Source organism: Dyella jejuensis, assembly GCF_044904675.1.
Classification (GTDB): Bacteria; Pseudomonadota; Gammaproteobacteria; order Xanthomonadales; family Rhodanobacteraceae; genus Dyella_B; species Dyella_B jejuensis.
On the sequence record NZ_JADIKJ010000003.1, the window covers coordinates 51,870 to 74,658 of the forward strand.

21 protein-coding genes are annotated in these 22,789 nt (G+C 59.7%); 8 read left to right on the forward strand and 13 right to left on the reverse strand.

The window, feature by feature from the left end; genetic code table 11:
- Positions 1-331 precede the first annotated feature (331 nt).
- The 3 genes from acs to ISP15_RS04175 all read left to right on the forward strand — a co-directional run bounded on the left by acs (position 332) and on the right by ISP15_RS04175 (position 3,779).
- Positions 332-2,272: an acetate--CoA ligase gene (gene acs, locus ISP15_RS04165; RefSeq protein ID WP_404545445.1), complete on the forward strand. Its 1,941-nt coding sequence runs from the start codon at positions 332-334 to the stop codon at positions 2,270-2,272.
- Positions 2,273-2,348: 76 nt separating this feature from the next.
- Positions 2,349-2,993, forward strand: a complete 645-nt coding sequence (locus tag ISP15_RS04170) for a 4'-phosphopantetheinyl transferase family protein (protein ID WP_404545446.1) — start codon at positions 2,349-2,351, stop codon at positions 2,991-2,993.
- A 42-nt stretch (positions 2,994-3,035) separates the two neighbouring features.
- Positions 3,036-3,779 carry a pyridoxine 5'-phosphate synthase gene (locus ISP15_RS04175; protein WP_404545709.1) on the forward strand — a complete coding sequence of 248 codons (744 nt, stop codon included), beginning with the start codon at positions 3,036-3,038 and terminating at the stop codon, positions 3,777-3,779.
- Between the two features lie 137 nt (positions 3,780-3,916).
- Here ISP15_RS04175 and ISP15_RS04180 read toward each other — a convergent pair whose 3' ends face one another.
- The 9 genes from ISP15_RS04180 to dnaA form a co-directional block, all read right to left on the reverse strand.
- Positions 3,917-4,336 (reverse strand): ExbD/TolR family protein, encoded by a 420-nt coding sequence (locus tag ISP15_RS04180; RefSeq protein WP_404545448.1) that lies wholly within the window; start codon positions 4,334-4,336, stop codon positions 3,917-3,919.
- Positions 4,337-4,342: 6 nt separating this feature from the next.
- Positions 4,343-4,765, reverse strand: coding sequence for an ExbD/TolR family protein (locus ISP15_RS04185; protein WP_404545449.1), 423 nt, complete (start codon positions 4,763-4,765; stop codon positions 4,343-4,345).
- Between the two features lie 10 nt (positions 4,766-4,775).
- Entirely contained in the window at positions 4,776-5,552 is a 777-nt protein-coding gene (locus ISP15_RS04190; protein ID WP_404545451.1) for a MotA/TolQ/ExbB proton channel family protein, read from the reverse strand.
- A gap of 47 nt (positions 5,553-5,599) precedes the next feature.
- Positions 5,600-6,259: an energy transducer TonB gene (locus ISP15_RS04195; protein ID WP_404545453.1), complete on the reverse strand. Its 660-nt coding sequence runs from the start codon at positions 6,257-6,259 to the stop codon at positions 5,600-5,602.
- A 222-nt stretch (positions 6,260-6,481) separates the two neighbouring features.
- Entirely contained in the window at positions 6,482-7,783 is a 1,302-nt protein-coding gene (locus tag ISP15_RS04200) for a tetratricopeptide repeat protein (RefSeq protein ID WP_404545455.1), read from the reverse strand.
- A 307-nt stretch (positions 7,784-8,090) separates the two neighbouring features.
- A complete protein-coding gene (gene gyrB, locus ISP15_RS04205) occupies positions 8,091-10,505 on the reverse strand; it encodes a DNA topoisomerase (ATP-hydrolyzing) subunit B (protein WP_404545457.1) in 2,415 nt (804 codons plus the stop codon).
- Between the two features lie 75 nt (positions 10,506-10,580).
- Positions 10,581-11,660, reverse strand: coding sequence for a DNA replication/repair protein RecF (recF, locus tag ISP15_RS04210; RefSeq protein ID WP_404545459.1), 1,080 nt, complete (start codon positions 11,658-11,660; stop codon positions 10,581-10,583).
- Between the two features lie 84 nt (positions 11,661-11,744).
- The gene (dnaN, locus tag ISP15_RS04215; protein ID WP_404545460.1) at positions 11,745-12,845 is read right to left on the reverse strand and encodes a DNA polymerase III subunit beta; all 1,101 of its coding nucleotides are present in this window, start codon (positions 12,843-12,845) and stop codon (positions 11,745-11,747) included.
- A gap of 245 nt (positions 12,846-13,090) precedes the next feature.
- On the reverse strand, positions 13,091-14,425 hold the full coding sequence (gene dnaA / locus ISP15_RS04220) for a chromosomal replication initiator protein DnaA (RefSeq protein WP_404545461.1): 1,335 nt from the start codon (positions 14,423-14,425) through the stop codon (positions 13,091-13,093).
- Between the two features lie 180 nt (positions 14,426-14,605).
- On the opposite strand from dnaA, the gene rpmH reads away from it, so the two are divergent.
- The 4 genes from rpmH (at position 14,606) to mnmE (ending at position 18,285) form a co-directional block, all read left to right on the forward strand.
- The gene (gene rpmH / locus ISP15_RS04225; RefSeq protein WP_049621303.1) at positions 14,606-14,740 is read left to right on the forward strand and encodes a 50S ribosomal protein L34; all 135 of its coding nucleotides are present in this window, start codon (positions 14,606-14,608) and stop codon (positions 14,738-14,740) included.
- Positions 14,741-14,753: 13 nt separating this feature from the next.
- The gene (gene rnpA, locus ISP15_RS04230; RefSeq protein WP_404545464.1) at positions 14,754-15,134 is read left to right on the forward strand and encodes a ribonuclease P protein component; all 381 of its coding nucleotides are present in this window, start codon (positions 14,754-14,756) and stop codon (positions 15,132-15,134) included.
- 61 nt (positions 15,135-15,195) lie between these two features.
- Entirely contained in the window at positions 15,196-16,881 is a 1,686-nt protein-coding gene (gene yidC, locus ISP15_RS04235; protein ID WP_404545465.1) for a membrane protein insertase YidC, read from the forward strand.
- 51 nt (positions 16,882-16,932) lie between these two features.
- The gene (gene mnmE, locus ISP15_RS04240) at positions 16,933-18,285 is read left to right on the forward strand and encodes a tRNA uridine-5-carboxymethylaminomethyl(34) synthesis GTPase MnmE (RefSeq protein ID WP_404545467.1); all 1,353 of its coding nucleotides are present in this window, start codon (positions 16,933-16,935) and stop codon (positions 18,283-18,285) included.
- Here the strand turns inward: mnmE and rbsK are convergent, their stop codons facing one another.
- Both rbsK and ISP15_RS04250 read right to left on the reverse strand, forming a co-directional pair.
- A complete protein-coding gene (gene rbsK / locus ISP15_RS04245) occupies positions 18,286-19,182 on the reverse strand; it encodes a ribokinase (RefSeq protein ID WP_404545469.1) in 897 nt (298 codons plus the stop codon).
- 119 nt (positions 19,183-19,301) lie between these two features.
- The gene (locus ISP15_RS04250) at positions 19,302-19,769 is read right to left on the reverse strand and encodes a hypothetical protein (protein WP_404545471.1); all 468 of its coding nucleotides are present in this window, start codon (positions 19,767-19,769) and stop codon (positions 19,302-19,304) included.
- A 167-nt stretch (positions 19,770-19,936) separates the two neighbouring features.
- Between ISP15_RS04250 and ISP15_RS04255 the strand changes: the two genes are divergently transcribed.
- The gene (locus tag ISP15_RS04255; RefSeq protein WP_404545473.1) at positions 19,937-20,623 is read left to right on the forward strand and encodes a glutathione binding-like protein; all 687 of its coding nucleotides are present in this window, start codon (positions 19,937-19,939) and stop codon (positions 20,621-20,623) included.
- A 50-nt stretch (positions 20,624-20,673) separates the two neighbouring features.
- On the opposite strand, the gene ISP15_RS04260 is transcribed toward ISP15_RS04255, so the two are convergent.
- Positions 20,674-21,288, reverse strand: coding sequence for a hypothetical protein (locus tag ISP15_RS04260; RefSeq protein ID WP_404545475.1), 615 nt, complete (start codon positions 21,286-21,288; stop codon positions 20,674-20,676).
- Between the two features lie 110 nt (positions 21,289-21,398).
- The gene (gene hslU / locus ISP15_RS04265) at positions 21,399-22,739 is read right to left on the reverse strand and encodes an ATP-dependent protease ATPase subunit HslU (RefSeq protein WP_404545477.1); all 1,341 of its coding nucleotides are present in this window, start codon (positions 22,737-22,739) and stop codon (positions 21,399-21,401) included.
- Positions 22,740-22,789: the final 50 nt, after the last annotated feature.

A 22,789-nucleotide genomic window follows, 5' to 3' on the forward strand; every position in this document is an offset into this window, starting at 1 on the left:
CGGATTGCTCCTGATCACGCCGCTGCTTGCTTGGATGCTGCGCTTCATCCGCCATGGCGCGGGCACGATGGCTGTTCGTTGGCGTTGTCGGCCCATCGTTACAGTGCTGGCCTTTGCGCAGGCTCGTATCGAAATCCCATGCGCAGCCGGAACCGGGGATCAAGCGGCAAGCGCCTGGCGTGGCCCGGGCAAGCCGTCGCAGGATTGATGCCAGAACTTACCTTTGGCAGTTTAGCCACCTAAACGCTACACTCGAGCGGTTGACACGACGCGAAGGTGTCCTGCGGTTTTCACGAGTGTGCTCCCGGTAGACGGTGAGCAGGAGGCAAGCATGTCCAAGGTCTATCCGGTTGATTCCGCATTCGCCGCCAAGGCGCTCATCCGCAAGGCCGACTATGCGCGGCTGTACGCCGAGTCGGTGAAGGATCCCGATGGTTTCTGGGGCCGCATCGGGGAACGCCTGGAATGGTCGAAGAAGCCGACCCGGATCCGCGATGTCTCCTATGATCCCAGAGATCTGCATATTCGCTGGTACGACGACGGACAGCTCAATGTCGCGGCCAATTGCCTGGATCGCCATCTGGCAACCCGGGGCGACAAGACGGCGATCATTTTCGAGGGCGATGATCCGGCTGATTCGCGGCGCATCAGCTATCGCCAGTTGCATGCGGAGGTCTGCAAGTTCGCCAACACACTCAAGCACCTGGGCGTAAGCAAGGGCGATCGCGTGGCGATCTATCTGCCGATGATTCCCGAGGCTGCGGTCGCGATGCTGGCGTGCGCGCGCATCGGCGCGGTGCATTCGGTGGTATTCGGGGGATTCTCGCCCGACTCGCTGGGGGGCCGCATCGCCGATTCCACCGCCAAACTGGTCGTTACGGCCGACGAAGGTGTGCGCGGCGGCAAGAAAATTCCGCTCAAGGCCAATGTCGATGCCGCCCTGGAACGGCCTGGCACCCACAGCGTGGAAACCGTAGTCGTAGTGAGACGGACTGGCGCGGCCGTGCCGATGCAGTCGCCTCGCGACCGCTATTACCACGTGCTGATGGAAGGCCAGTCTGCCGACTGCCCACCGGAACCCATGGATGCCGAGCATCCACTGTTCATCCTGTATACCTCCGGCTCCACCGGCAAGCCGAAGGGTGTACTGCACACATCCGGCGGTTATCTGGTCTATGCCAGTTACACGCATGAACTGGTGTTCGACTTGCGCGAAGACGATGTCTACTGGTGTACCGCCGACGTAGGTTGGGTAACCGGACACAGTTATGTGGTTTACGGCCCGCTCGCCAACGGCGCGACCACCGTGATGTTTGACGGCGTGCCGAACTATCCCGATTTCAGCCGTTTCTGGCAGGTGGTGGATAAGCACAAGGTCAGCCTGTTCTACACCGCACCCACCGCCATCCGCGCGCTGATGCGCGAGGGCGAAGCGCCGGTGAAGAAATGCTCCCGCGCCAGCCTGCGCCTGCTCGGCTCGGTAGGTGAGCCGATCAATCCGGAAGCCTGGGAGTGGTATCACCGCGTAGTGGGCGATGAACGCTGCCCGATCGTGGATACCTGGTGGCAAACCGAAACGGGCGGCATCCTGATTACACCGTTGGCGGGCGCCATCGATGCCAAGCCTGGCTCGGCCACGCTGCCGTTTTTCGGCATCAAGCCCGCGGTGGTGGACGCAAGCGGCACCGTGCTGGAGGGCGCCGCCGAAGGCAATTTGCTGATCACCGATTCCTGGCCTGGCCAGATGCGTACCGTCTATGGCGATCACCAACGTTTTATAGACACCTACTTCAAGGCTTATCCCGGCAACTATTTCACCGGTGACGGCGTGCGTCGTGATCAAGACGGCTATTACTGGATTACCGGCCGCGTCGATGACGTGATCAATGTCTCCGGCCATCGCATCGGCACCGCGGAGGTGGAAAGCGCGCTGGTGTCCCATCCGAAGGTTGCCGAAGCGGCCGTGGTGGGCTGTCCGCATGAAATCAAAGGCCAGGGTATCTACGCCTATGTCACGCTGGTGGCGGGTGAACAGGGCAGCGATGGCTTGCGCAAGGAGCTGGTTGCCTGGGTGCGCAAAGAGATCGGTCCCATTGCTACACCCGATTACATTCAGTGGGCGCCGGGCCTGCCTAAGACTCGTTCGGGCAAGATCATGCGCCGCATCTTGCGCAAGATCGGCGAGAACCAACCCGACCAGCTTGGCGACATTTCCACGCTTGCCGACCCAGGGGTGGTGAAGAGCCTGGTGGATGAGCGTCTGATTCGCTGACTTCTCGGCTCAGCATCCCAAGGCGGGGAATGCCGCGTGCTTGTATCATGCCGCGGCGTTCCGGCAGCATGCCCGGATGCGAACGATCCATCGCCACGAAATCGCCGGGATCGCTTCCGAATTGGACAGCGACACGATCCACGTCTGGCTGCTCGATTACCAAAGATCGACGCGACGTGGGCCGCTGCTTGCTTTGCTCGGTTCGTACTTGGGCTTGCCTGCGGATGACTTGGTTCTGGTGACTGGTGAATACGGGCGTCCCGAACTTTCCCAACCACGGAGTCAGGTTCTCCAGTTCAACTGGTCGCATAGTGCGGACAAGGCAGCTATCGCGATAGCACGCGACGTCGTTCCCGGTATCGATATGGAACGCATCCGCGCTCGGCCGCGTGCAGCGCAGCTCGCCGAACGCTTCTTTCATGCAGAAGAAACGTTGGCGTTGGCGGCGTTGGACGATACGGCGCGCGAACTGGCCTTTTTTCGATTGTGGACGGAAAAGGAAGCCATGCTCAAAGCACTGGGCCGGGGCTTGGCCTTCGGGCTACATCGATTACGGCTTACCGTAGCGCAGGACTCAACGCGCCTGCTCTGGCTGGATGGAGATGATGCAAGCGAATGGCAGATACGGTCACTGGATCTTGCAGCAGGATATGTCGCCAGCCTTGCCTGGCGGGGAAAGCCGAAACAGATCCGCGTCTGGACACTTGCCGGCGGACCATGAACGGCGCACTGTGTCCGGCCCACGAATCAATTCTTGCCATCCATGACCCTGCTCAGCGTCAATCTCAACAAGATCGCCGTATTGCGCAATTCGCGCGGCGGCAGCGAACCGGATATTTCTACCGCTGCGGCAACCTGCATCGAGGCAGGCTGCGGTGGTATTACCGTGCACCCGCGACCGGACATGCGGCACGTCCGTCCGGATGACGTGCGCAGCCTGGCCGCATTGCTGCGTGGGCGCGTGGAGTACAACATCGAGGGAAATCCATTTGCCGGCCCACGCGGTGAATACCCGGGATTGATCGCCTTATGCCACGAAGTACGTCCTGCGCAAGTGACGCTGGTGCCTGACAGCGACGGCCAGATCACTTCCGATCACGGCTTTGACCTGATCCAGGATGCCAAACGCCTGCGCCCGTTGGTAGCGGAACTGCGGGAATTGGGTTGTCGCGTAAGTCTGTTCGTCGATCCGGGTGCGGGTGGCTTTGAACACGCCGTGGATATCGGCGTACAACGGATCGAAATCTATACCGGCCCTTATGCGGAAGCATTTGCGGAAGGCGACGCCGCTGCGCAACTGGCCCTATGCGTGGATACCGCGCGCCGCGCGCAGCAGGCTGGCCTGGCGGTCAATGCAGGACACGATCTCAGCCAGGCGAATCTGGGCACCTTGCGCGCCGCTATTCCCGGGCTTGCCGAAGTCTCGATTGGCCATGCCCTGATCGGCGAAGCCCTTTATGAGGGGCTGGCCAATACCGTGCGCAATTACCTGCAGATATTGCGCTGACAACGGCCGTCTGGACGGCCATTCGATGGCTACTCGATGCACGCCATGCGTGAAAGCAGAACCCCCGCATAAGCGGGGGTTCTGTGGGTAACGCTGGCAAGCTATACGACTGAACTGTTCCGATTCTGTCGCTGCCGTTACTGCCCGTTGCTATCGGTAAAGCCGATCTTGTTCAGCCCGTAGCTCTTCGCATCAGCCAACACGCGCGCAACGGTCTGATAAGGCACTTCGTCAGCCGCGTCGATCTGCACCTCCGGCTGATCCGCTTCGCTCTTGGTCGCAATGACCGCGATCTGCGTTTTCAGCTGTTGCTCGTCCACCGGAGTATCGTTCCAGTAGAACGCGCCGGACTGATCGATCTTCAAGTGCACCGGTTCCGGCGGATTGCTCGGCGGAATGATGTTCGGATTCGGCTGCGGCAGGTCGATCTTGATCTTGTGCGTCATGATCGGCGCCGTGATCATGAAGATGATCAGCAACACCAGCATCACGTCGACCAGCGGCGTAACGTTGATGTCGGCCATCGGGCCTTTGCCACTTCCACTACTGAATGCCATGGCTCATTACTCCTTGCCGGTCGTCATGAAGCCGACATGGACCATACCCGAGTCCTTGGCGTCACCAAGCACCTTGCGGACTGTCTTGAACTCGGTGTCCTTCGCCGCGCGAATCTGCAATTCGGGTTGTGGCGACATCGACGCAAGAACCACGAATTTCGATTTCAGTTCGGCATCAGAAATCGGATTCTGATCGTCGTTGAGGTACATGCTGCCATCGTCCTTGATGGCCAAATCCACAGGTGGAGTCAGCGGCGGCGTATCCGTGGTCTTCGGATTCGCCGTGGGCAGCTTCACCGTAATACGGTGCGACATCAGTGGAGCGGTGATCATGAAGATGATCAGCAGCACCAACATCACGTCGACCAGCGGCGTGACGTTGATTTCCGACATCGGCGAGCCGGATTCGTTTCCGGAGCTCATCGCCATGGGTCAATCCTCACTTCTGGGTCGGAGCGACGCCTTCGACACGCGCGCCGGTAGCGAAGAAATCGTGCAGGTCATGCGCGAACTCATCGAAGCGGGCGTAGGTCAGGCGGTTCGAACGGGTAAAGAAGTTGTAGGCGAGCACGGCCGGGATAGCGGTGAACAGACCGAACGCGGTCATGATCAACGCTTCACCCACCGGACCGGCCACTGCTTCCATCGAGGCGTTACCGGAGGCTGCAATGCGAATCAAGGCGTGATAAATGCCCCAAACCGTACCAAGCAGACCGATAAAAGGTGCAGACGAACCCACCGTAGCAAGCAGCGTCATACCGCCTTCCAGGCGCAGGCTCTCCCGAGCGACGGCCTGACGCAGAGCACGATCGATGAACTCCGAACGGCTGAGCGATTCTGCGAGACGACCACCACCGGCGGCAGCCTGCTGGTGATGCGCCACCGCAGATGCGGCGTCCAGGGCGATCTTCGAGAAGGGTTCACCCTTGGGCTGAGCTTCCAGCTCGCGAATTGCATCCTGGGTGGAATTATTGGACCAGAAGCCATTGATCACGCCGTCAGCGCGACCGCGGACCATCGAGTTACGGATGGCATTGGCGATGATGAAGTACCAAGAGGCAAAGGACATGATGACGAGCACCACGAAAACAATCCAACCCAAGAAATCGAAATTCTTGAGTAGGTCGTGGAAACCCATTTGCTGCATGGCCATTGCATTGGCGTTGCCACCCAGAGCCGGAGCGGCGGCATCGGAAGCAGGAGTCTGTTGGAACATAAACGCTACCCTTGGAAGTCAAGCGTGAACTGTAACTGTAATAGGTATTACAGCTGATTGAGATTGAAGTTGACGGGTACGCGCACGTAACCTTCAACCTTCTTACCGTTTTTCGTTTCCGCATTGAAGCGCCATTTCTGGGCCGCTTCAATTGCCGCGCGATCCAGTTCGCGGAAGCCGCTGGACTGGTCGACCTTGATGTCCTTCGGCGTGCCATCCACGGCCACCAAAATCAACAATGTCACCGTGCCTTCATGCCGTTGGCGGATGGCCTGCGGCGGATATCTCGGCTGCATACGGCTGTTGTAACTGATGTCCTGGCTTGCCGTGATGTCCGCCGGTGGCGCCGGTGGTGCTGGCGGTGCTGGCGGCGGCGAAGGAGCCGGGTTGGTCGACGCTTCTTCCACGGCCGGCGGTGGTGCTGGCGGTGGCGGAGTCGGCGGCGGTACAACTTGCTTGATGATCTTCGGCGGCGGCTGCTTCGGCGGCTCCGGCGGCGGCGGCGGCGGTGGTGGTGGTGGTGGTGGCGGTTCGATGAAATTAACCTGCACGGTCTTTTCTTTCTGAACTTCCGCCGTCTTCGGGGGGGCCATTGGCGCGATCAGTATGAGGAAAGCAAACGCATGCAGCGCAATGGCTACCGCCAACGCCCATGTGCGCCCCCAACTGAACGGCTTAGCGCCGGTATCTTCGTTACTTGAGGCCATCTGTCGCTTTCAATCAGGAGCTAGTCAATTGGAATGACGTGGTCGCAGCACCCTGCGGCAAAGCCGTTCCCAAGAGGGTGACATTTGCCACTGGACAATGCGGGAAAAGTCCAACGGTACAACAGCACATAGCGTTTGTATAGCTTTCGTGTAGGCGATGGATGGCAATCCTTATGGACGTCCATCCGTCCCGCTGATACACACGCCTTAGTGCGGTGATTTTCAGCTGCCTACTCCAGCCTTTTGCAACCAGGCCTTAGCTTGCGCAGCAGTTTCGGGATCCTTCTCCGCGTCCATGACTGCTTCGGCAGCAGCGGCTTTATCCTTTAGGCCGGCATTCGCTTGCGCCAATGCCATGTAGGCTTTGCCCTTATGCTTCACGCCCTTGCTGATGGCCTGTTGCAGCAGCGACTTGGCCGCACTGTATTTGTTATCCATCAACAGCGCCACGCCAGCCTTGTATGAAGGCTCGCCATCGGTAGCAAGCGGGATGGCCTTTTGGTAAGCGGCGGCGGCAGCATCTGCGTCGCCGCCGATCATATGTGCATCGCCCAGCAGCGTGTAGTTTTCGGCGGAAGGCTTTACCGCGCCCTTGCTCATGCCTTCCTCCAGCACCGCCACCGCCTTGCTCGAATCCGGGCCTGGATCCGAAGTCGAGGAATCCTGCGCGGAGTTCATGTAGAGCTTGGCCATCGTCGTATAGTCACCTTCGGTAGTGACCATGCCATTCGTCTTGGCCTGTTCCATCAGCTTGAGTGCATCGGCGTAGTTCTGCGATTGGATATCGAGACTGAGCGCATTGTGGAAGCTGGTCGGATCGGTCGGCGATGCACTGACCTGCTGCTTCGCCAGCGCTGCGGCCTTATCTTTCTGCCCGGAGTCGCTGTAATCGAGCATCAACAGCTGGTTCCAGCGCGGGTCCGGTTTGTTGGTCATCGATTGCGCTTTCTGGATGGCTGCAATCGATTCCGGATATTTTTGCAAACGGTAGTAGGCTTCGCCTTCCAATGCATAGGATTCAGGCGTTTCCTTCTTGCCTTCGGCGCGCCACTTTTCCACGGTGTCGATCGACTGCTGATATTGCGTGTTGAGCAGATAGAACGTGGCGAGCTGGTATTCGAGCTGGAAGTACGCATCGTTTGGCAGTACGCCGTTATCGAGTGCGCGCTTCAGCAGCTCAATGCCACCTGGCAGATCGTTGTTGGTGGCATGGATGCGTGCCAGTCCCTGTAGAGCCATCGCTTGCGCGTATTTGCTCTTGCTACTGTCGACGATCGGCTGCAACAACTGCGTGGCCTTGTCCTTGTCATTGGCTTGCGCAGCATCGAGGCCTTCGTTGAGCGTCTTCTGTTCCTTCGCATCGGTAAGGTCGAGCTTGGGTTCCTTGCGGGTCGCATCGGGATACAGCGGCGCCGCCTTCTGCTGATCGCTCGACGACGAGTTGTCGCTCGCTAGCGCCGGAGTGCTTGCCAACATCAACGCAAAAGCTGCGCCGGCCAGCATCTTCAGGGAAGCGTGTTTCATGGCGTTCCTCAAATGGGAAGAAGTCGGATTTCACACACAAGCTGTGCGGGGGATCACTGAGATTAACCCGAGCCGACTATCGATAACAAGCTGCAATGCGGCATGAAAGGCCCATTTAAATCAATAACTTATGCGAGCGCATCCATACGCCGCCGCATTTTCCTGCTAAAGCGCGGATCGCGCTCGCAGGCAGAATGTTGGGATAGCCGTGAGGAGAGCGTATAGACCCATAGGTCTGTATTAATGCGTTAGCGCAACAATGCAAAACGATCCGGTTACGGCTCCATGCCGTAGCCGGACCGCTGGATCAGATATCCAGGTTCGCGACTTTGAGCGCATTGGCTTCGATGAAATCGCGGCGCGGCTCGACTGCCTCGCCCATCAACATCGAGAACATCTGATCAGCCGCGATAGCATCCTCGACGCCTACCTGCAGCATGCGGCGAGTATCGGGATTGACCGTCGTTTCCCAAAGTTGCTCCGGATTCATTTCGCCCAAGCCCTTGAAGCGCTGGATAGAGCGTCCCTTCTTGGCCTCATCGAGCAGCCAGCTACGCACTTCCGCAAAGCGAAGCACTCCGCGTGAGGCGTTGCCGCGACGAACGACAGCATCGGCCTGGACCAAGCCGGCCAGCTGCTGGCTGGCGGCAAGAATGGGACGAAATTCCGAACCGCTGAAGAAAGGTTGAGGCAACAACCATGTATGGCTTAGCCCATGCTGGTCGCGCACCACTTCGATCGCAGCGGGCTGTTCGCCGTGTGCCGGGCGTAGGGATAGCCGATAACGCGGCTTGCCCAAGCCGCTGGCGGCCAGGTTCAGGGCGATGCCATCGAGCCAGGTCTGCATCGCAGCCGGGTCGTTCCACTGCTCGGCTTCTATCGCCGGATGCTCAAGCATGGCAGTAAGCACGTTCGCGTCGAAGCGGTGGCTCAAACGGCCGATTTGATCCAATGCGCCCTGGTAATCGCGCAAAAGCTTTTCCAGGGCTTCACCGCTGATCGGCGGTGCGTTCGTGGCGTAAATCAGTTCGGCATTATCCACGGCGCTGGAGATCAGGTAGGCGTTGAGCGCCGTGTCATCTTTCAGATAGAGCTCCTGCTTGCCCTGCTTGAGTTTATACAGGGGGGGCAGGCCAATGTAGACGTGCCCGCGCTCGATCAAGTCGGGCATCTGACGGTAGAAAAAGGTGAGCAGCAGGGTACGGATATGCGAACCGTCCACGTCCGCGTCGGTCATGATGATGATGCGGTGATAGCGCAGCTTGTCCGGGTTGTAGTCTTCTTTGCCGATACCGGTGCCCAGCGCCGTAATCAGGGTCCCGACTTCCGCGGACGACAGCATTTTGTCGAAGCGGGCCTTTTCCACATTGAGGATCTTGCCCTTCAACGGCAACACTGCCTGCGTCTTGCGATTGCGGCCTTGCTTGGCTGAGCCACCTGCCGAATCACCCTCGACCAGGAACAATTCGCATAGCGAGGGATCCTTTTCCTGGCAATCGGCCAATTTGCCCGGCAAACCAGCGATATCAAGCGCCCCCTTGCGGCGCGTCATTTCGCGCGCCTTGCGGGCGGCTTCGCGCGCGCGCGCAGCATCAACCACCTTGGAAGCGATCGCCTTCGCTTCGTTCGGATGCTCGAGCAGGAATTCTCCCAGTTTCTCGTAGACGACTTGTTCGACCACGGTCTTTACCTCGGACGAAACGAGTTTGTCCTTGGTCTGGGATGAGAACTTGGGATCGGGCACCTTCACGGACAGCACGGCGATCATGCCTTCGCGCATGTCATCGCCCGACAACGTCACCTTGGCGCTCTTGGCCAGTCCCTCTTTCTCGATGTACGCCTGGATCGCACGTGTCAGTGCAGCGCGAAAACCAGTGAGATGAGTACCACCATCGCGCTGGGGAATGTTGTTGGTGAAGCAGAACATCGTCTCCTGGTAGGAGTCGGTCCATTGCATGGCCAGTTCGACCGTGATGCCGTCCTGTTGCGCACTCAGGCTGATGACGTTCGGATGCAGTGCGGTCTTGAGCTGGGCCAAATGCTGCACAAAGGAACGAATGCCACCTTCGTAGGCGAACGTATCCTGGCGCCCCTCCCCGCGTTCGTCGCGTAGTTCGATCGTGACGCCTGAATTGAGGAAGGCCAATTCGCGCAGACGCTTAGCTAGTACGTCGTAGTGAAATTCAATATGGGTGAATGTCTGCGGGCTCGGCAGGAACCGCACGGTCGTGCCGCGCCGGTCCGAAGGGCCGATCATCTTTACGGGATATAGCGGTTCACCCAGCGAATATTCCTGCTGGTATTCGTGGCCGTCGCGATAAATGGTTAGCCAGAGATGTTCGCTCAGCGCATTCACCACCGATACGCCGACGCCATGCAGGCCACCCGATACCTTGTATGAGTTTGCGTCGAACTTGCCACCGGCGTGCAGTACGGTCATCACTACTTCGGCAGTGGAGCGGCCCTCTTCCGCATGCATATCCACTGGAATACCGCGGCCGTTGTCGATCACGCTGACCGAGCCGTCGTCGTGGATGGTGACAATGACCCGGTCGCAATAACCGGCCAACGCTTCGTCGATGGAGTTATCTACGACTTCGAACACCATGTGATGAAGGCCGGTGCCGTCATCGGTATCGCCGATGTACATGCCGGGGCGCTTGCGCACCGCCTCCAGGCCTTTGAGTACCTTGATGCTGTTCGAATCGTAGGATGCGTTCATGCAATAACCATGTCCAGACGCCGGTAATCCGCCCGGTATGGCGCCAAGGGAGCCGGGCTGGATGCAACCTTGCAATTATAGCAGGGGCGTCAATTGCCCCTGTTCCACGTGGAACACATGTGCCCCAAGCCGACGCAAAGGCTGCGGCAGCTCGGTACCCGTGATCAAGAGCTGGGCCTTGGTTGCCGCCAGACCATCGACTACCGCTGCCTGGTGCCGCTCATCCAGCTCCGACGCGAGGTCGTCGAGGCAAACGATTGGCCATTCACCGCGGCGGGAGGCATCCAACCATGCCTGCGCGAGTACGCAGGCCAGCGCGACGAGCTTTTCCTGTCCCCTGGACAGGTGTTCGCGCCGTGGTGCGTGAGAAAATGAAAGTGTCCAGTCGGCTCGGTGAACGCCGGAACCTGTATGCCCCCTTCCCTGGTCTCTAGTGCGCTGACTACCCAGGACCGAAGCCAGGTCTTCTCCCTCCGGCCACCCTTGACGGTAACGAAGCTCTACTTCTCCAAGTTCCGGCAGAAGCCGTTCGGACTGTTCGCGTAAAAATGGCAGTAGCGCATCGAGATAAGCCTTCCGCCATTGATCAATGGCGGCTCCAGAACGGGCAAGTTCCAGCTCCCAGGGGCTGAACAATTCTTCGTCGAGCGGAGCGCTCGAGCGAAGCAAGCTATTTCGCTGCTTCAGGGCACGTTGATAACGCCGCCAGGCAGGCAAAAAGTCTTGTTCCACGTGGAACACACCCCAATCGAGAAATTGCCGTCGCCCCTCAGCTGCCCCAGCAATCAAGTCATGGGATCCCGGTTCGAAGCACACCACTGCGCACTCTCGAATCAGCTGACCTAGCGATACCGATTGACCATCCAATCGAGATTCCCAACGAGTCCCTGCCCGGCCAAGCCCCAGGCGCGCAATCCTGCCGTCGTCATGGTTGATGGTCGAAAAAACGCCCAATTCGGTAGATTCGCGGCGAAGCAATGCTTCCCGGGCACCACTGCGGAACGATCTTCCGTGTGAAAGCAAGAAAACAGCTTCCAGCACCGAAGTCTTACCGGCGCCATTGGCACCTACCAAAAAGTTGAACCCCGGATGCAAATCGACCGACATTTCGTTGATACAACGGAATCCATGAAGCTGCAGCCGCGCCACCCTCATTGGATTGACATCCCCAAACGAAGACGCCGAAGCATTGAGCTCCGGCGCCGTGATATTCCGAGCACGCTGAAATCGGACATGCGATCACAACCGCAAAGGCATGATCACATGGCGAGATTGCTCATTATCGTCTTCCTGAACGAGACAGCTCGATTGTGCATCGCGAAGGCTCAGGCGAGCTTTCTCACCGCGCAGAGCCGCCAGCGCGTCCAACAAATAGCCAACGTTGAAGCCCACCGTAAGATCGGATACGCCGGTCTCCGCTTCCACCTCTTCGACCGCCTCTTCCTGTTCCGGATTGTGGGCCACGATCCGCAGCTTGTTGGGCGAGAATTCCAGTTTGACGCCTCGGTATTTTTCATTTGAAAGAATGGCCGCACGCTGCAGCGCACCGCGCAACACTTCGCGATCCAGCGTCGCTCTCTTGTCCGCGCCCAACGGAATCACGGCTTCATAATCCGGAAAGCGGCCGTCGATCAATTTGGAAGTGAAGACCACCTGGCCCCGGCGCACCCGAAGATGGTTGCGACCGAATTCGAGATCCACGGAACCATCGCCTGATTCCAGCAAACCAACCAATTCATTGACGCCCTTGCGCGGAATGATGATCTGGCGCCGAGCGGTAACCTTGCTCTCCAGATGCGTTTCTTTTAAGGCAAGGCGATGTCCGTCGGTCGCGACGCAACGTAGCGCATGCTCCTGCAAATCCAGGAGCATGCCATTGAGGTAGTAGCGAACGTCCTGGTTAGCCATTGCAAATGCGGTGCGCTCCATCAAGTCGCGCAATACATCTTCTGGAAGCGTAACGCGCTCGACCAATTCGATCTCGTCGATGGTCGGAAATTCCGTAGCAGGCAGCGTTGCGAGCGTGAAACGACTACGTCCGGCATTCAGCGCGATCCTGTCGCCATTTAGCTTCAGCTCGATCCGCGCCCCATCTGGCAGCGCGCGAACAATGTCGAACAACTTGCGTGCCGGGATGGTGATCTCGCCATCCACCAGCTTCTCGGCCTCGGTAGACGCAATCATTTCCACTTCAAGATCAGTACCCGTGAAAGACAGTGTGCCGTCACTCACGCGAACGAGGAGATTGGCCAATACAGGCAACGTTTGCCGACGCTCGACGACTCCGACCACCTGCTGCAAGGGTTTAAGCAGAGCTTCTCGTTGGATGCTGAATTGCATGTGTGTGCTTTCCCTATACTGCAGTTCTGTTTTTAAAAGAAGAGTAGTGGTTGTAGCAGGTGCGGTGGATAACTTGATAACACAAAATTTTGCTTTAGAAACATTGGGTTAAACGAGTTGCCCCGGTGTCTGGAAGCCCCTGCGTCCGGTGTATTACCAGTGGATAACTTCGGTGTCCCGGAATCGTTCCCTATTATCCACAGGAAACCCTGCTGGTTATCAAGCGCTTATGCAACTTGCGACGATCAGCCGGTCAAGGTACGAATCAGTTGTTCCCAATCCTGCCGCATGCGGGTATCGGTTTCGCAAAGCTTGCGAATGGTGCGGCAGGCATGCAGCACCGTCGTGTGGTCACGGCCACCGAATGCTTCGCCGATTTCGGGCAGGCTGTGCTCGGTCAGTTCTTTCGATAGCGCCATGGCGATCTGGCGAGGGCGAGCCAGCGAGCGCACCCGGCGCTTGGAAAGCAAATCCTGCAAACGTACGCTGAAATAGTCGGCAACGATCTTTTGAATGTTCGGCACGGTGACCGCTTGCGCGTGCGTAGCGAGCAGATCGCGCAAGGTTTCTTCAGCGAAGTCGGTAGTGATTGGCTTGCCGTAGAAATTGGCGCGTGCGGCAAGCGTGTTGAGCGCGCCTTCCAGGTCGCGCACGTTGGAGCGGATGCGCTTGGCCAGCAACATCGCCACGTTCTCGCTGACGGCCACCCCCTTTTCATGCGCCTTCGCCAGCAAGATGGCAGCGCGCGTTTCGAAATCGGGCGGCTCGATCGCCACTGACAAGCCCCAGCCCAGGCGGGATTTAAGACGCGGCTCGAGCTTGTCGACCTCTTTTGGATAACGATCACAGGTCAGGATGATCTGCTGCTTGGATTCGAACAACGCATTGAATGTATGGAAGAATTCTTCCTGCGTTGTGTCTTTCCCCGCAAAGAACTGGATATCGTCGATCAGCAGCGCATCCACCGAGCGAAAGCGACGCTTGAATTCGTCCATGCTTTTGGTGCGCAGAGCTTCGATCATCGAACCGACGAACTGTTCCGAACGCAAATACAGCACCTTGCAGTTCGGATTGTGTTCGCGCATCAGGTTGCCGGCCGCATGCATCAGGTGCGTTTTGCCCAGACCGGTGCCGCCGTACAGCAATAGCGGGTTGTATGCGCGGCCCGGGTTCTGCGCTACCTGCATGGCAGCGGCTTTGCCCAATTGATTGGATTTGCCTTCGACAAACGTCTCGAAGGTGTAGTGCGGATCGAGATTGTGGTTGAAGTTGACCGGCGGTGGTTCAACCGCCGCGACAGGTCGGCTGCCGGGCATCGGCCGCGCATGGGCGGCCGCTATGGCGCTCGACCCTACTTCCAGCCGGACGGCCAGGCTGTGACCTTTCAGCAGTGTCAGCACTGCCTCAATTTGCGGTAAGTAACGGTCGCGAACAGCATCCAACGTGTAGGGATTAGGCGCGTAAAGTTGCAGGCCGTCCGCGTCATCGCGCGCCTGCAGCGGCATCAGCCAGGTGTGCAGGTCTTCGGCGCTCAACTCACCTTCAAGACGCTCCAGACAGCGCCGCCACAGGTCACTCATGGATACTTTCAACCACAGCAGGGGCGCTTTCGCGCAGGGTGGACCGGAGAGTCTAGCAGCACGCACAGGACAACTATCCACACGGATATCCACAAGTTTCCATGCAGCCGGCATTTGACAGGAACAATGCCGGTTCCGCATAATCTCCAATCTTTTTCACCCCTACATTAGGAGGAAGCCATGAAGCGGACCTTCCAGCCCAGCAAGCTCAAGCGCGCCCGCACGCACGGCTTTCGTGCACGCATGGCCACGGCCGATGGTCGCAAGATTCTTAGCGCTCGCCGCGCTAAGGGCCGCAAGCGCCTGATCCCATAAGCGGCATACGCATATGGGCACCGCCGGCCTACCGCGCGAGGCGCGGATCCGCCGAGCTGGTGACTTTGCCGTCTTGCGTCAAGCCAGCGGCCGCCTCGGCGGCCGCTGTTTTTCTGTGCGTTATCGACAGAATGAACTTGGCCATGCCCGGCTTGGGCTGGCTATCTCCAAGCGCGTCTCCAAACGCGCGGTCGAGCGCAATCGCATCAAGCGCCTATTGCGCGAATCGTTCCGTCGCGTTCGCAGCCAGTTACCTCCGCTCGATCTGGTGGTGATGGCCCGAGAACAGGCTGCGGGGGTCCCCGGCGCGGACCTGCTGGCCGAACTCGATGCGCTCTGGCGCAAGCTCCCGCCGTTGAAGCGCGAGGGCGGCACCTCCACAATCGCGTGCTGAACTTCCTTTTTCCCACCTTCCTGGCCCGCTTTAGCGGTGCCTATCGCCGGATCGCTACGCGATGAATCAAACGCGCACCTTCCTCCTGTTCGCCTTGCTGGCTGTCGCTTATCTGCTATGGCAGGCCTGGGACCAGGACTATGCACCGCATCCTCCCGCCGAGGTGGCCGGCACATCAACCGCAACGGTAACCGGCGACGCCACGCCCGCTGCCACGCCAACGATCGCCAACACGGCCGGCACCAGCGAGCCTGTCGCGGCGCAGCTGATCACGGTGACCACCGATGTCCTGCGCCTGACCATCGATACGCGCGGTGGCAGCATCGTTCGCTCGGAGTTGTTGAAGTATCCGGTGACGCCGCGAACGAAGAAGAACCCAGACCCGGCACCGATCCGCTTGCTTGATGACAACGCCAGCGACTATTTCGCTGCACAGAGCGGACTGGTGAGCGCGGATGGCGCGGCGCCCGATCATCGCGCCGTGTTCCAGGCTGCCCAGGCCAGCTATGAACTGTCTTCCGGCCAGGATACGTTGAACGTTGACCTTACCTGGACCGATCCGTCCGGCGTCAAGGTGATCAAGCGCTACACCCTGCATCGTGGCAGCTACGCGATCGATCTGGACCAGCAGATCGACAACGGCAGTGGCAAGTCATGGGATGGCAATGCCTATCGCCAGCTGTTGCGCGTTGATCGTCCGGCGCCCGTATACAGCAACTTCCTGCAACGCATTTCCGACCAGTCGCGCTATGGCTTCTTCGGCGCCGTGTGGTACAGCCCGGAGCAGAAATTCAACAAGCTGCCCTTCGACAAGTTCGAAAAGGAGCCGCTCCAGAACCAGGTCACCGGTGGCTGGGTGGCGATGATGCAGCAATATTTCCTCGGCGCGTGGATACCGCCGACGAAAGAAGCGGACACCTTTTCCACCGCAATGGTGAACGAAACGGGCAATGCACCGCGTTATGTCATTCGTGCCGTCGGTCCGCAGATCAGCATCGCGCCGGGCCAGCAAGCCAGCAGCACCGCCCAGTTGTACGTGGGACCCAAACTGCCTGACGTGATGCAAACCGTCGCGCCCGGACTGGAACTGACGATCGACTACGGCATGCTGAAGATCTTCGCCGAGCCCTTGCACTGGGTATTGGCGCAACTGGACAAGCTCACCGGCAATTGGGGCGTGTCGATCATCCTGCTGGTGCTGCTGATCAACCTGGTCACCTTCAAGTTCACCAATGCGCAATTCGAATCTTCCGCCAAGATGCGCAAGCTCAAGCCGCGCATGGATGCCTTGAAAGAGCGCTACGGTGACGATCGCCAGAAAATGCAGCAGGCGATGATGGAGCTGTACAAGAAGGAGAAGATCAATCCGGCGGCGGGTTGCCTGCCCCTGGTGATCACCATCCCGATCTTCTACGGCCTCTACTATGTGTTGCGCGACAGCGTGGAGCTGCGCCAGGCGCCGTTCTTCGGCTGGATCCACGATCTATCCGCGGCCGACCCGTACTTCGTGCTGCCGGTGCTCTATACCGTCGTGATGCTCGCCCAGCAATGGCTGATGCCGCAAGCCGCCGGCATGGATCCCACCCAGGCCAAGATGATGAAGTTCATGCCGCTGATGTTCGCGGTGATCTTCCTGTTCTTCCCATCGGGACTGGTGCTTTACTACGCGGTTAACGGACTGTCCCGCCTGCTGCAGCAGTGGTGGATCATCCGTCGCAGCGAGGCGACGCAGGCCAAGACCGCTTGACGACCCGCGCGGACGGCCATGCGTCGTCCGCCGCGGCTATGCTGATACGCCATGACTGCACACCAGCCGGACGATGAGACCATAGCCGCGATCGCCAGCGCCGCAGGCGCGGCGGGCGTGGGCGTAGTGCGCGTATCAGGCTCGCGTGTTCCAGCCATCGCACTGACCTTGCTTGGCCGTCTACCGGCACCACGCCATGCCCACTTCGCGGCGTTCCGCGACGCGGGAGGTGCCTTGATCGACCGCGGCCTGTTGCTGCATTTTCCGGCACCGGCCTCCTACACCGGCGAGCACGTGCTTGAACTACAGGGACACGGCAGCGTCGTATTGCTCGATGCCTTGCTGCGACGTGTTTGCGAACTTGGCGCACGCTTGGCGCGACCAGGGGAATTTACCGAGCGGGCTTTCCTCAACGGCAAGCTCGATCTCGCCCAGGCCGAAGCGGTGGCAGACCTGATCGCCGCAAGATCCGAAGCCGGCGCACGCGCCGCGATGCAATCGATGGAGGGCGTGTTTTCGCGCAAGGTCGATGCCCTGCTCCAGGCCTTGGTCGGGTTGCGGGTACATATCGAAGCGGCGATCGATTTTCCCGAGGAAGAAATCGATTTCCTCGCCGATCCCGCCATAACGCGGCAGCTGGAAAACTTGCGCGCGCAACTAGCGGATCTGTTACACGAAGCGCAGCGCGGCGTGCGATTGAACGATGGACTGCGCGTGGCTATCGTCGGTCGGCCCAATGCCGGCAAATCCAGCTTGCTCAATGCACTGGCCGGCAGCGAACGCGCCATCGTCACCGATATCGCCGGTACGACCCGCGACGTCCTGCGCGAAAGCATCAACCTCGGCGGCATCACGCTGGAACTGGCCGATACGGCAGGGCTGCGCGATACCCATGATCCGGTGGAACGCGAAGGCGTGCGTCGTGCGCACAGCGAACGCGAGCGTGCCGATGTCGTGGTTCTGGTCACCGATGAGCAACACGTGCAGGCCGATGCGGCATGGCTGCGCGGTCTGCCGACTGCCGTCGAACACGTCATCGTCATCAATAAAATTGATCTCGGCAGCGCCCTGCCGCGCGTCGAATGGCGTGGCAGGGATCATTGGCTATGGCTTTCCGTGAAATCCGGCGCCGGCCTGGAAGCGTTGCGCGAGCACCTGAAGCAATTGGCCGGCGCCGGCAGTGGAGAAGGTGCTTTCAGCGCGCGCCGCCGTCACGTATTTGCCCTGGAAAGAGTCCGTGGACAGTTGGAGCACGCTGCTCGCATGCTTATCGACACTCGTGCGGGCGAACTCGCCGCCGAAGAATTGCGCCAGGCCCAGCAAGCCCTCGGCGAAATCACCGGCACTTACACCAGCGATGATTTGCTGGGAGCGATCTTCAGCTCGTTTTGCATCGGCAAATAATCAATCACGCTGCCGTGCCAGCAGCGCATCGACTTCGGCGAGACGTGGCATGCCGCCACGTGCACCCAACTTCGTAACCGAAAGGGCCGCTGCCGCGCACGCCTTGCGCACCGCGGTGGCCAAACCTTCTTGCAGAAAGACGGCCAGGGCTGCGTTGAATGTATCGCCGGCGCCGGTGCTGTCCACGGCTTCCACCGCAAACCCTGGTTCGTGCTGCGGTTCGCCATCGTCACGAAACCACGCTCCTTCAGCGCCCCGCGTGAGCACTACCGGACAAGGCGCGCGGCGCATCAGTTCGTGGAAATCCGCGGAAGGATCGGCGTCCAGCAATAGCGCCAGTTCGTGTTGGTTCGGCGTGATGTAGCGGGCGAGCTGCAACCATTTCACGGGCAGCGTTTGTGCCGGCGCCGGATTGAGAATGACCGGTACGCCTTGCCGATGTGCCGTGTGCAGCGTTGCCTCCACCGTTTCCAGCGGGATTTCCATTTGCACCAGCACCGCATCTGCCGCGGCGATGAGGTCGCTGGCATTCGCGATATGGGTAGGCGTGAGCCGGGCATTGGCGCCAGGGACCACGATGATCTGGTTTTCGCCCCCGGATACCGTGATCGACGCGGTCCCGCTGCTGCAGTCCGGTATGCGCGCAAGGTATTCGCATCCGATGCCTTCCATCGCCAGCGTTTCACCCAGGGGTTGCGCAAAGGCATCGTCACCCACCGCACCCACCATGTGTACCTCGGCGCCCAGCCGTGCGGCGGCGACGGCCTGGTTGCCGCCCTTGCCGCCGTGCATGGATAAAAAGCGCTCGCCGAGCAACGTCTCGCCTGGGGCCGGAAACCGCGTCGCTACGGTAACCAGATCCATGTTGATGCTGCCGACGACGACGAGACGAGTCATGGTGCTCCCACGAGAATGCAAAACGATAATGGCCGTGAGAGTAAAGGCAGCAGCGTTGCGGCGGTAGCTTGCAAACGATGCGTAGCGGCGCAAGTCCGCTACGCATGGACAACAGACGATCAGTTACCGCCGTTGTTGGATGCATCGTCCGGGTTGCCGGAAGGCGGGCTGGATCCATCATGCCCGTGCTGCCAGCGATCCTTCATGTTCTGCTTCATGGCAGCGTATTGCGTTTGCTGCTCGGGCGTCAGCACTGCATTGATCTGTGAAGCGGCTTCCTGCTGAATGGCATGTAGCCTGGCGCGACGGTCCTGCTGCGAGAGCGACGTATCGCCGCGCGCGGCCGCGGCCTGCTGTTGATGGTTTTGCAGGATCGCCACGATCTTGGCGGACTGATCGGCGTTGAGGCCCAGTCGCTTGGTAAGCCGGGCCGCCTGTTTCTGTGGATCAGGCGCAAAATGTTGCGGACCGGCCGAAGAGGAATCTGCCGCGCCGGGCGCGCTGTCCTGTGCCCCGGCAACTGGCGCTAGGGCAAGAGTGCTGAGCGCCAGGCTCAGCAAGGCAAAACGCGAGGCGAAGATACGCATGCGGTTCTCCAGGTTCGTAAGTGAAGCATCTGCCGATGACCGGCAGGATTGGAAACGGCGCAAGCGATAGGTCGTTTACCGCAGGCTGCATGGGAATTTCAAAAAAGGAGCCTTGAAACGCCATGCCGCCACCCCGACGCATGGAGTTTCCGCGATGGAGTCTTCTCATGATCGAGCTGCATTACTGGCCTACGCCGAACGGCCACAAGATCACGTTGTTCCTGGAAGAAGCCGGCGTGCCCTATACCATCAAGCCGGTAAACATCGGCAAGGGCGAGCAATTCGAACCGGCGTTCCTGAAAATCGCGCCCAACAACCGGATGCCGGCGATTGTCGATACGGCGCCGGCCGACGGTGGCGCGGCCATCAGTGTGTTCGAGTCGGGCGCCATCCTTCATTATCTGGCGGAGAAGACGGGGCATTTCCTGCCCACGGACTTGCGTGAGCGCACCACGGTCATGGAATGGCTGTTCTGGCAGGTCGGTGGGCTTGGGCCAATGCTGGGCCAAAACCACCACTTCAACCGTTATGCGCCGGAAAAGATTCCCTATGCGATCGACCGCTATGTTCGCGAAACGCAGCGTCTTTATGGCGTGCTGAACAAGCGGCTGGAGGGCCGGGATTTCATCGTGGGCCGGGATTACACCATCGCGGACATGGCGGCTTACCCATGGACTGTTTCGCACGAAGACCAGGGCATACAGCTGGCGGATTTTCCGCATCTTAAAGGCTGGTTCGAACGCATCCGTGATCGTCCGGCGACCAAGCGTGCCTACGCCATCGGCGACACCGTCAAGGACAAGCGTGACGCGCGCACGGATGAGGAAGCTCGTCGCCACCTGTTCGGTCGCTGATATCCCGACGAAGAAGCCCGCCTTGCGGCGGGCTTCATGATGATGACTTGTCAGTGGGCCCGGCCGACCCCGGAATCGCCCTGCAACAACGGAGGCGGAGCGCCGGCGACCGCCAGCAACGATTGCGCGTAGCCGTCTTCCATGGTCACCGTGGAGACTTCGTCCCAGGCAAAGAAGGAAGGTTCGCGCAGCCACTCGGCATCCGGCGTGATTTCCTGGAGGTTGAAACCTTCCTCTTCCATGCTGACCAGACGGCCGATGTAGCAGACTTCCGACTCGTCTTCGCTGTCCACGTGCACGCCGATTACCGGCGCCATCGTGCTGGCGGCCTGCACCACCTCGCGGATGCTGTCCAGCGGGAAGCCGCGTGGCGGATGGGGTATCAGGTTTTTCAACGTCAAGGCCTTTTCCATGAAAGGCTGGTGCTTGTCCGGCGCTTCCAGTTCGCTGATGTCGCGATGGCGCATCACATACATGCCGTCGTAGGTGATGCCGTCACCGACGACCCACAACAGGAAAAATTCCCGACCCACGCTACCCACGTAACCGCAGAAGCTGCCGTGTTCGAGTTCGCCGCGCCATAACCGCACCAGCTGCTGCTTCTGTTGCGCCTCGCGAAGCTGCGCACGCTGGCCGGTGGTTTTCAGTTCAATGATCGTACCCATGGAAAACATTTTACCAGAGGGGGTCCGGTCGCTTTGTTTACAGCCCGCTAAGTGCTGACGATGGGCTAAATTTCCTTTTATTAACAAAGATTTATGCGGAATACCCCGGATTAGAGAATGTAGCGGCTCAGGTCTTCATCCTTGACCAGGCCGCCAAGGTTTTTATCGACATATTCGGCGTTGATCAGGTAATTTTCACCGGATTTATCGGCAGCTTCATAGGAAATGCGCTCCAGCAGCCGTTCCATCACCGTATGCAATCGGCGGGCACCGATGTTCTCGGTTCGCTCGTTCACCTGATAGGCGACCTCGGCCAAGCGGTCGATACCGGATTCCTCGAACTTCAGGGTCACGCCCTCGGTACCCAGCAGCGCGACGTACTGTTTGGTGAGCGCGTTGTGCGGCTCGCGCAAGATCCGTTTGAAGTCCTCTACCGATAGTGCGGACAGTTCCACGCGAATCGGCAGGCGGCCCTGCAACTCCGGAATCAGGTCCGACGGCTTGGCCAGCGAGAACGCGCCCGAGGCAATGAAGAGCATGTGGTCGGTCTTGATCGGGCCGTACTTGGTCGACACCGTCGAACCTTCCACCAGCGGCAGCAGGTCGCGCTGCACCCCTTCGCGGCTGACGCCCGCCCCGCCCCATTCGGAACGCTGCGCGACTTTGTCGATCTCGTCGATGAACACGATGCCGTTCTGCTCGGCAGCCTCCATCGCCTGGGCGCGCACTTCCTCGTCATTGAGCAGGCGCGAGGCTTCTTCCTCGATCAGCAATGGACGCGCGGCCCTGATGGCCAGCTTGCGCTTCTGGGTCTTGCCGCCACCGAGGTTCTGGAACATCTGGCGCAGCTGCTGACCCATTTCCTCCATGCCGGGTGGCGACATGATCTCCACGCCTACGTTCATGTTTACATCGAGTTCGATCTCGCGATCGTCCAGCGCACCCTCGCGCAACTGCTTGCGGAGTTTCTGGCGGGTATCGCTGTCGATCGAGGTGACGGGTGCGGGATCGTGGCTCCAGTCGTTCGGTGCTTGCCGGCGCGGCAGCAGCGCGTCGAGAATGCGGTCTTCCGCACTGTCCTCAGCCTGTGTGCGCACACGCTTCATGGCCTGCTCGCGAGTGAGTTTGTAGGCCACGTCGGCGAGATCGCGCACGATCGATTCCACGTCTTTGCCAACATACCCGACCTCGGTGAACTTGGTCGCTTCCACTTTCACGAACGGCGCATTGGCCAGGGTGGCAAGGCGGCGCGCGATTTCGGTCTTGCCCACGCCGGTGGGGCCGATCATCAGGATGTTCTTCGGCGTCACCTCTTCGCGCAACGCCGGTTCCAGCTGCATGCGACGCCAGCGGTTGCGCAGCGCGATGGCAACGGCGCGCTTGGCGTCATGCTGGCCGATGATGTAGCGATCGAGTTCGTTGACGATTTCGCGGGGAGTGAGTTCGGACATGGGTCGGGGGAACCGGGAAGTGAATCGGGCATGGAAAGAGCAAGCAGACC

Coding starts and splice junctions, on each gene's coding strand:
- rnpA (WP_404545464.1), top strand. CDS start 14,754: ATGGGCACCGCCGGCCTACCGCGCGAGGCGCGGATCCGCCGAGCTGGT.
- ISP15_RS04255 (WP_404545473.1), top strand. CDS start 19,937: ATGATCGAGCTGCATTACTGGCCTACGCCGAACGGCCACAAGATCACG.
- dnaA (WP_404545461.1), bottom strand. CDS start 14,425: ATGAGTGACCTGTGGCGGCGCTGTCTGGAGCGTCTTGAAGGTGAGTTG.
- ISP15_RS04180 (WP_404545448.1), bottom strand. CDS start 4,336: ATGGCATTCAGTAGTGGAAGTGGCAAAGGCCCGATGGCCGACATCAAC.
- gyrB (WP_404545457.1), bottom strand. CDS start 10,505: ATGAACGCATCCTACGATTCGAACAGCATCAAGGTACTCAAAGGCCTG.
- ISP15_RS04200 (WP_404545455.1), bottom strand. CDS start 7,783: ATGAAACACGCTTCCCTGAAGATGCTGGCCGGCGCAGCTTTTGCGTTG.
- yidC (WP_404545465.1), top strand. CDS start 15,196: ATGAATCAAACGCGCACCTTCCTCCTGTTCGCCTTGCTGGCTGTCGCT.
- hslU (WP_404545477.1), bottom strand. CDS start 22,739: ATGTCCGAACTCACTCCCCGCGAAATCGTCAACGAACTCGATCGCTAC.
- rbsK (WP_404545469.1), bottom strand. CDS start 19,182: ATGACTCGTCTCGTCGTCGTCGGCAGCATCAACATGGATCTGGTTACC.
- ISP15_RS04190 (WP_404545451.1), bottom strand. CDS start 5,552: ATGTTCCAACAGACTCCTGCTTCCGATGCCGCCGCTCCGGCTCTGGGT.
- rpmH (WP_049621303.1), top strand. CDS start 14,606: ATGAAGCGGACCTTCCAGCCCAGCAAGCTCAAGCGCGCCCGCACGCAC.
- ISP15_RS04175 (WP_404545709.1), top strand. CDS start 3,036: ATGACCCTGCTCAGCGTCAATCTCAACAAGATCGCCGTATTGCGCAAT.
- ISP15_RS04185 (WP_404545449.1), bottom strand. CDS start 4,765: ATGGCGATGAGCTCCGGAAACGAATCCGGCTCGCCGATGTCGGAAATC.
- ISP15_RS04250 (WP_404545471.1), bottom strand. CDS start 19,769: ATGCGTATCTTCGCCTCGCGTTTTGCCTTGCTGAGCCTGGCGCTCAGC.
- mnmE (WP_404545467.1), top strand. CDS start 16,933: ATGACTGCACACCAGCCGGACGATGAGACCATAGCCGCGATCGCCAGC.
- ISP15_RS04260 (WP_404545475.1), bottom strand. CDS start 21,288: ATGGGTACGATCATTGAACTGAAAACCACCGGCCAGCGTGCGCAGCTT.
- acs (WP_404545445.1), top strand. CDS start 332: ATGTCCAAGGTCTATCCGGTTGATTCCGCATTCGCCGCCAAGGCGCTC.
- ISP15_RS04195 (WP_404545453.1), bottom strand. CDS start 6,259: ATGGCCTCAAGTAACGAAGATACCGGCGCTAAGCCGTTCAGTTGGGGG.
- dnaN (WP_404545460.1), bottom strand. CDS start 12,845: ATGCAATTCAGCATCCAACGAGAAGCTCTGCTTAAACCCTTGCAGCAG.
- recF (WP_404545459.1), bottom strand. CDS start 11,660: ATGAGGGTGGCGCGGCTGCAGCTTCATGGATTCCGTTGTATCAACGAA.
- ISP15_RS04170 (WP_404545446.1), top strand. CDS start 2,349: ATGCGAACGATCCATCGCCACGAAATCGCCGGGATCGCTTCCGAATTG.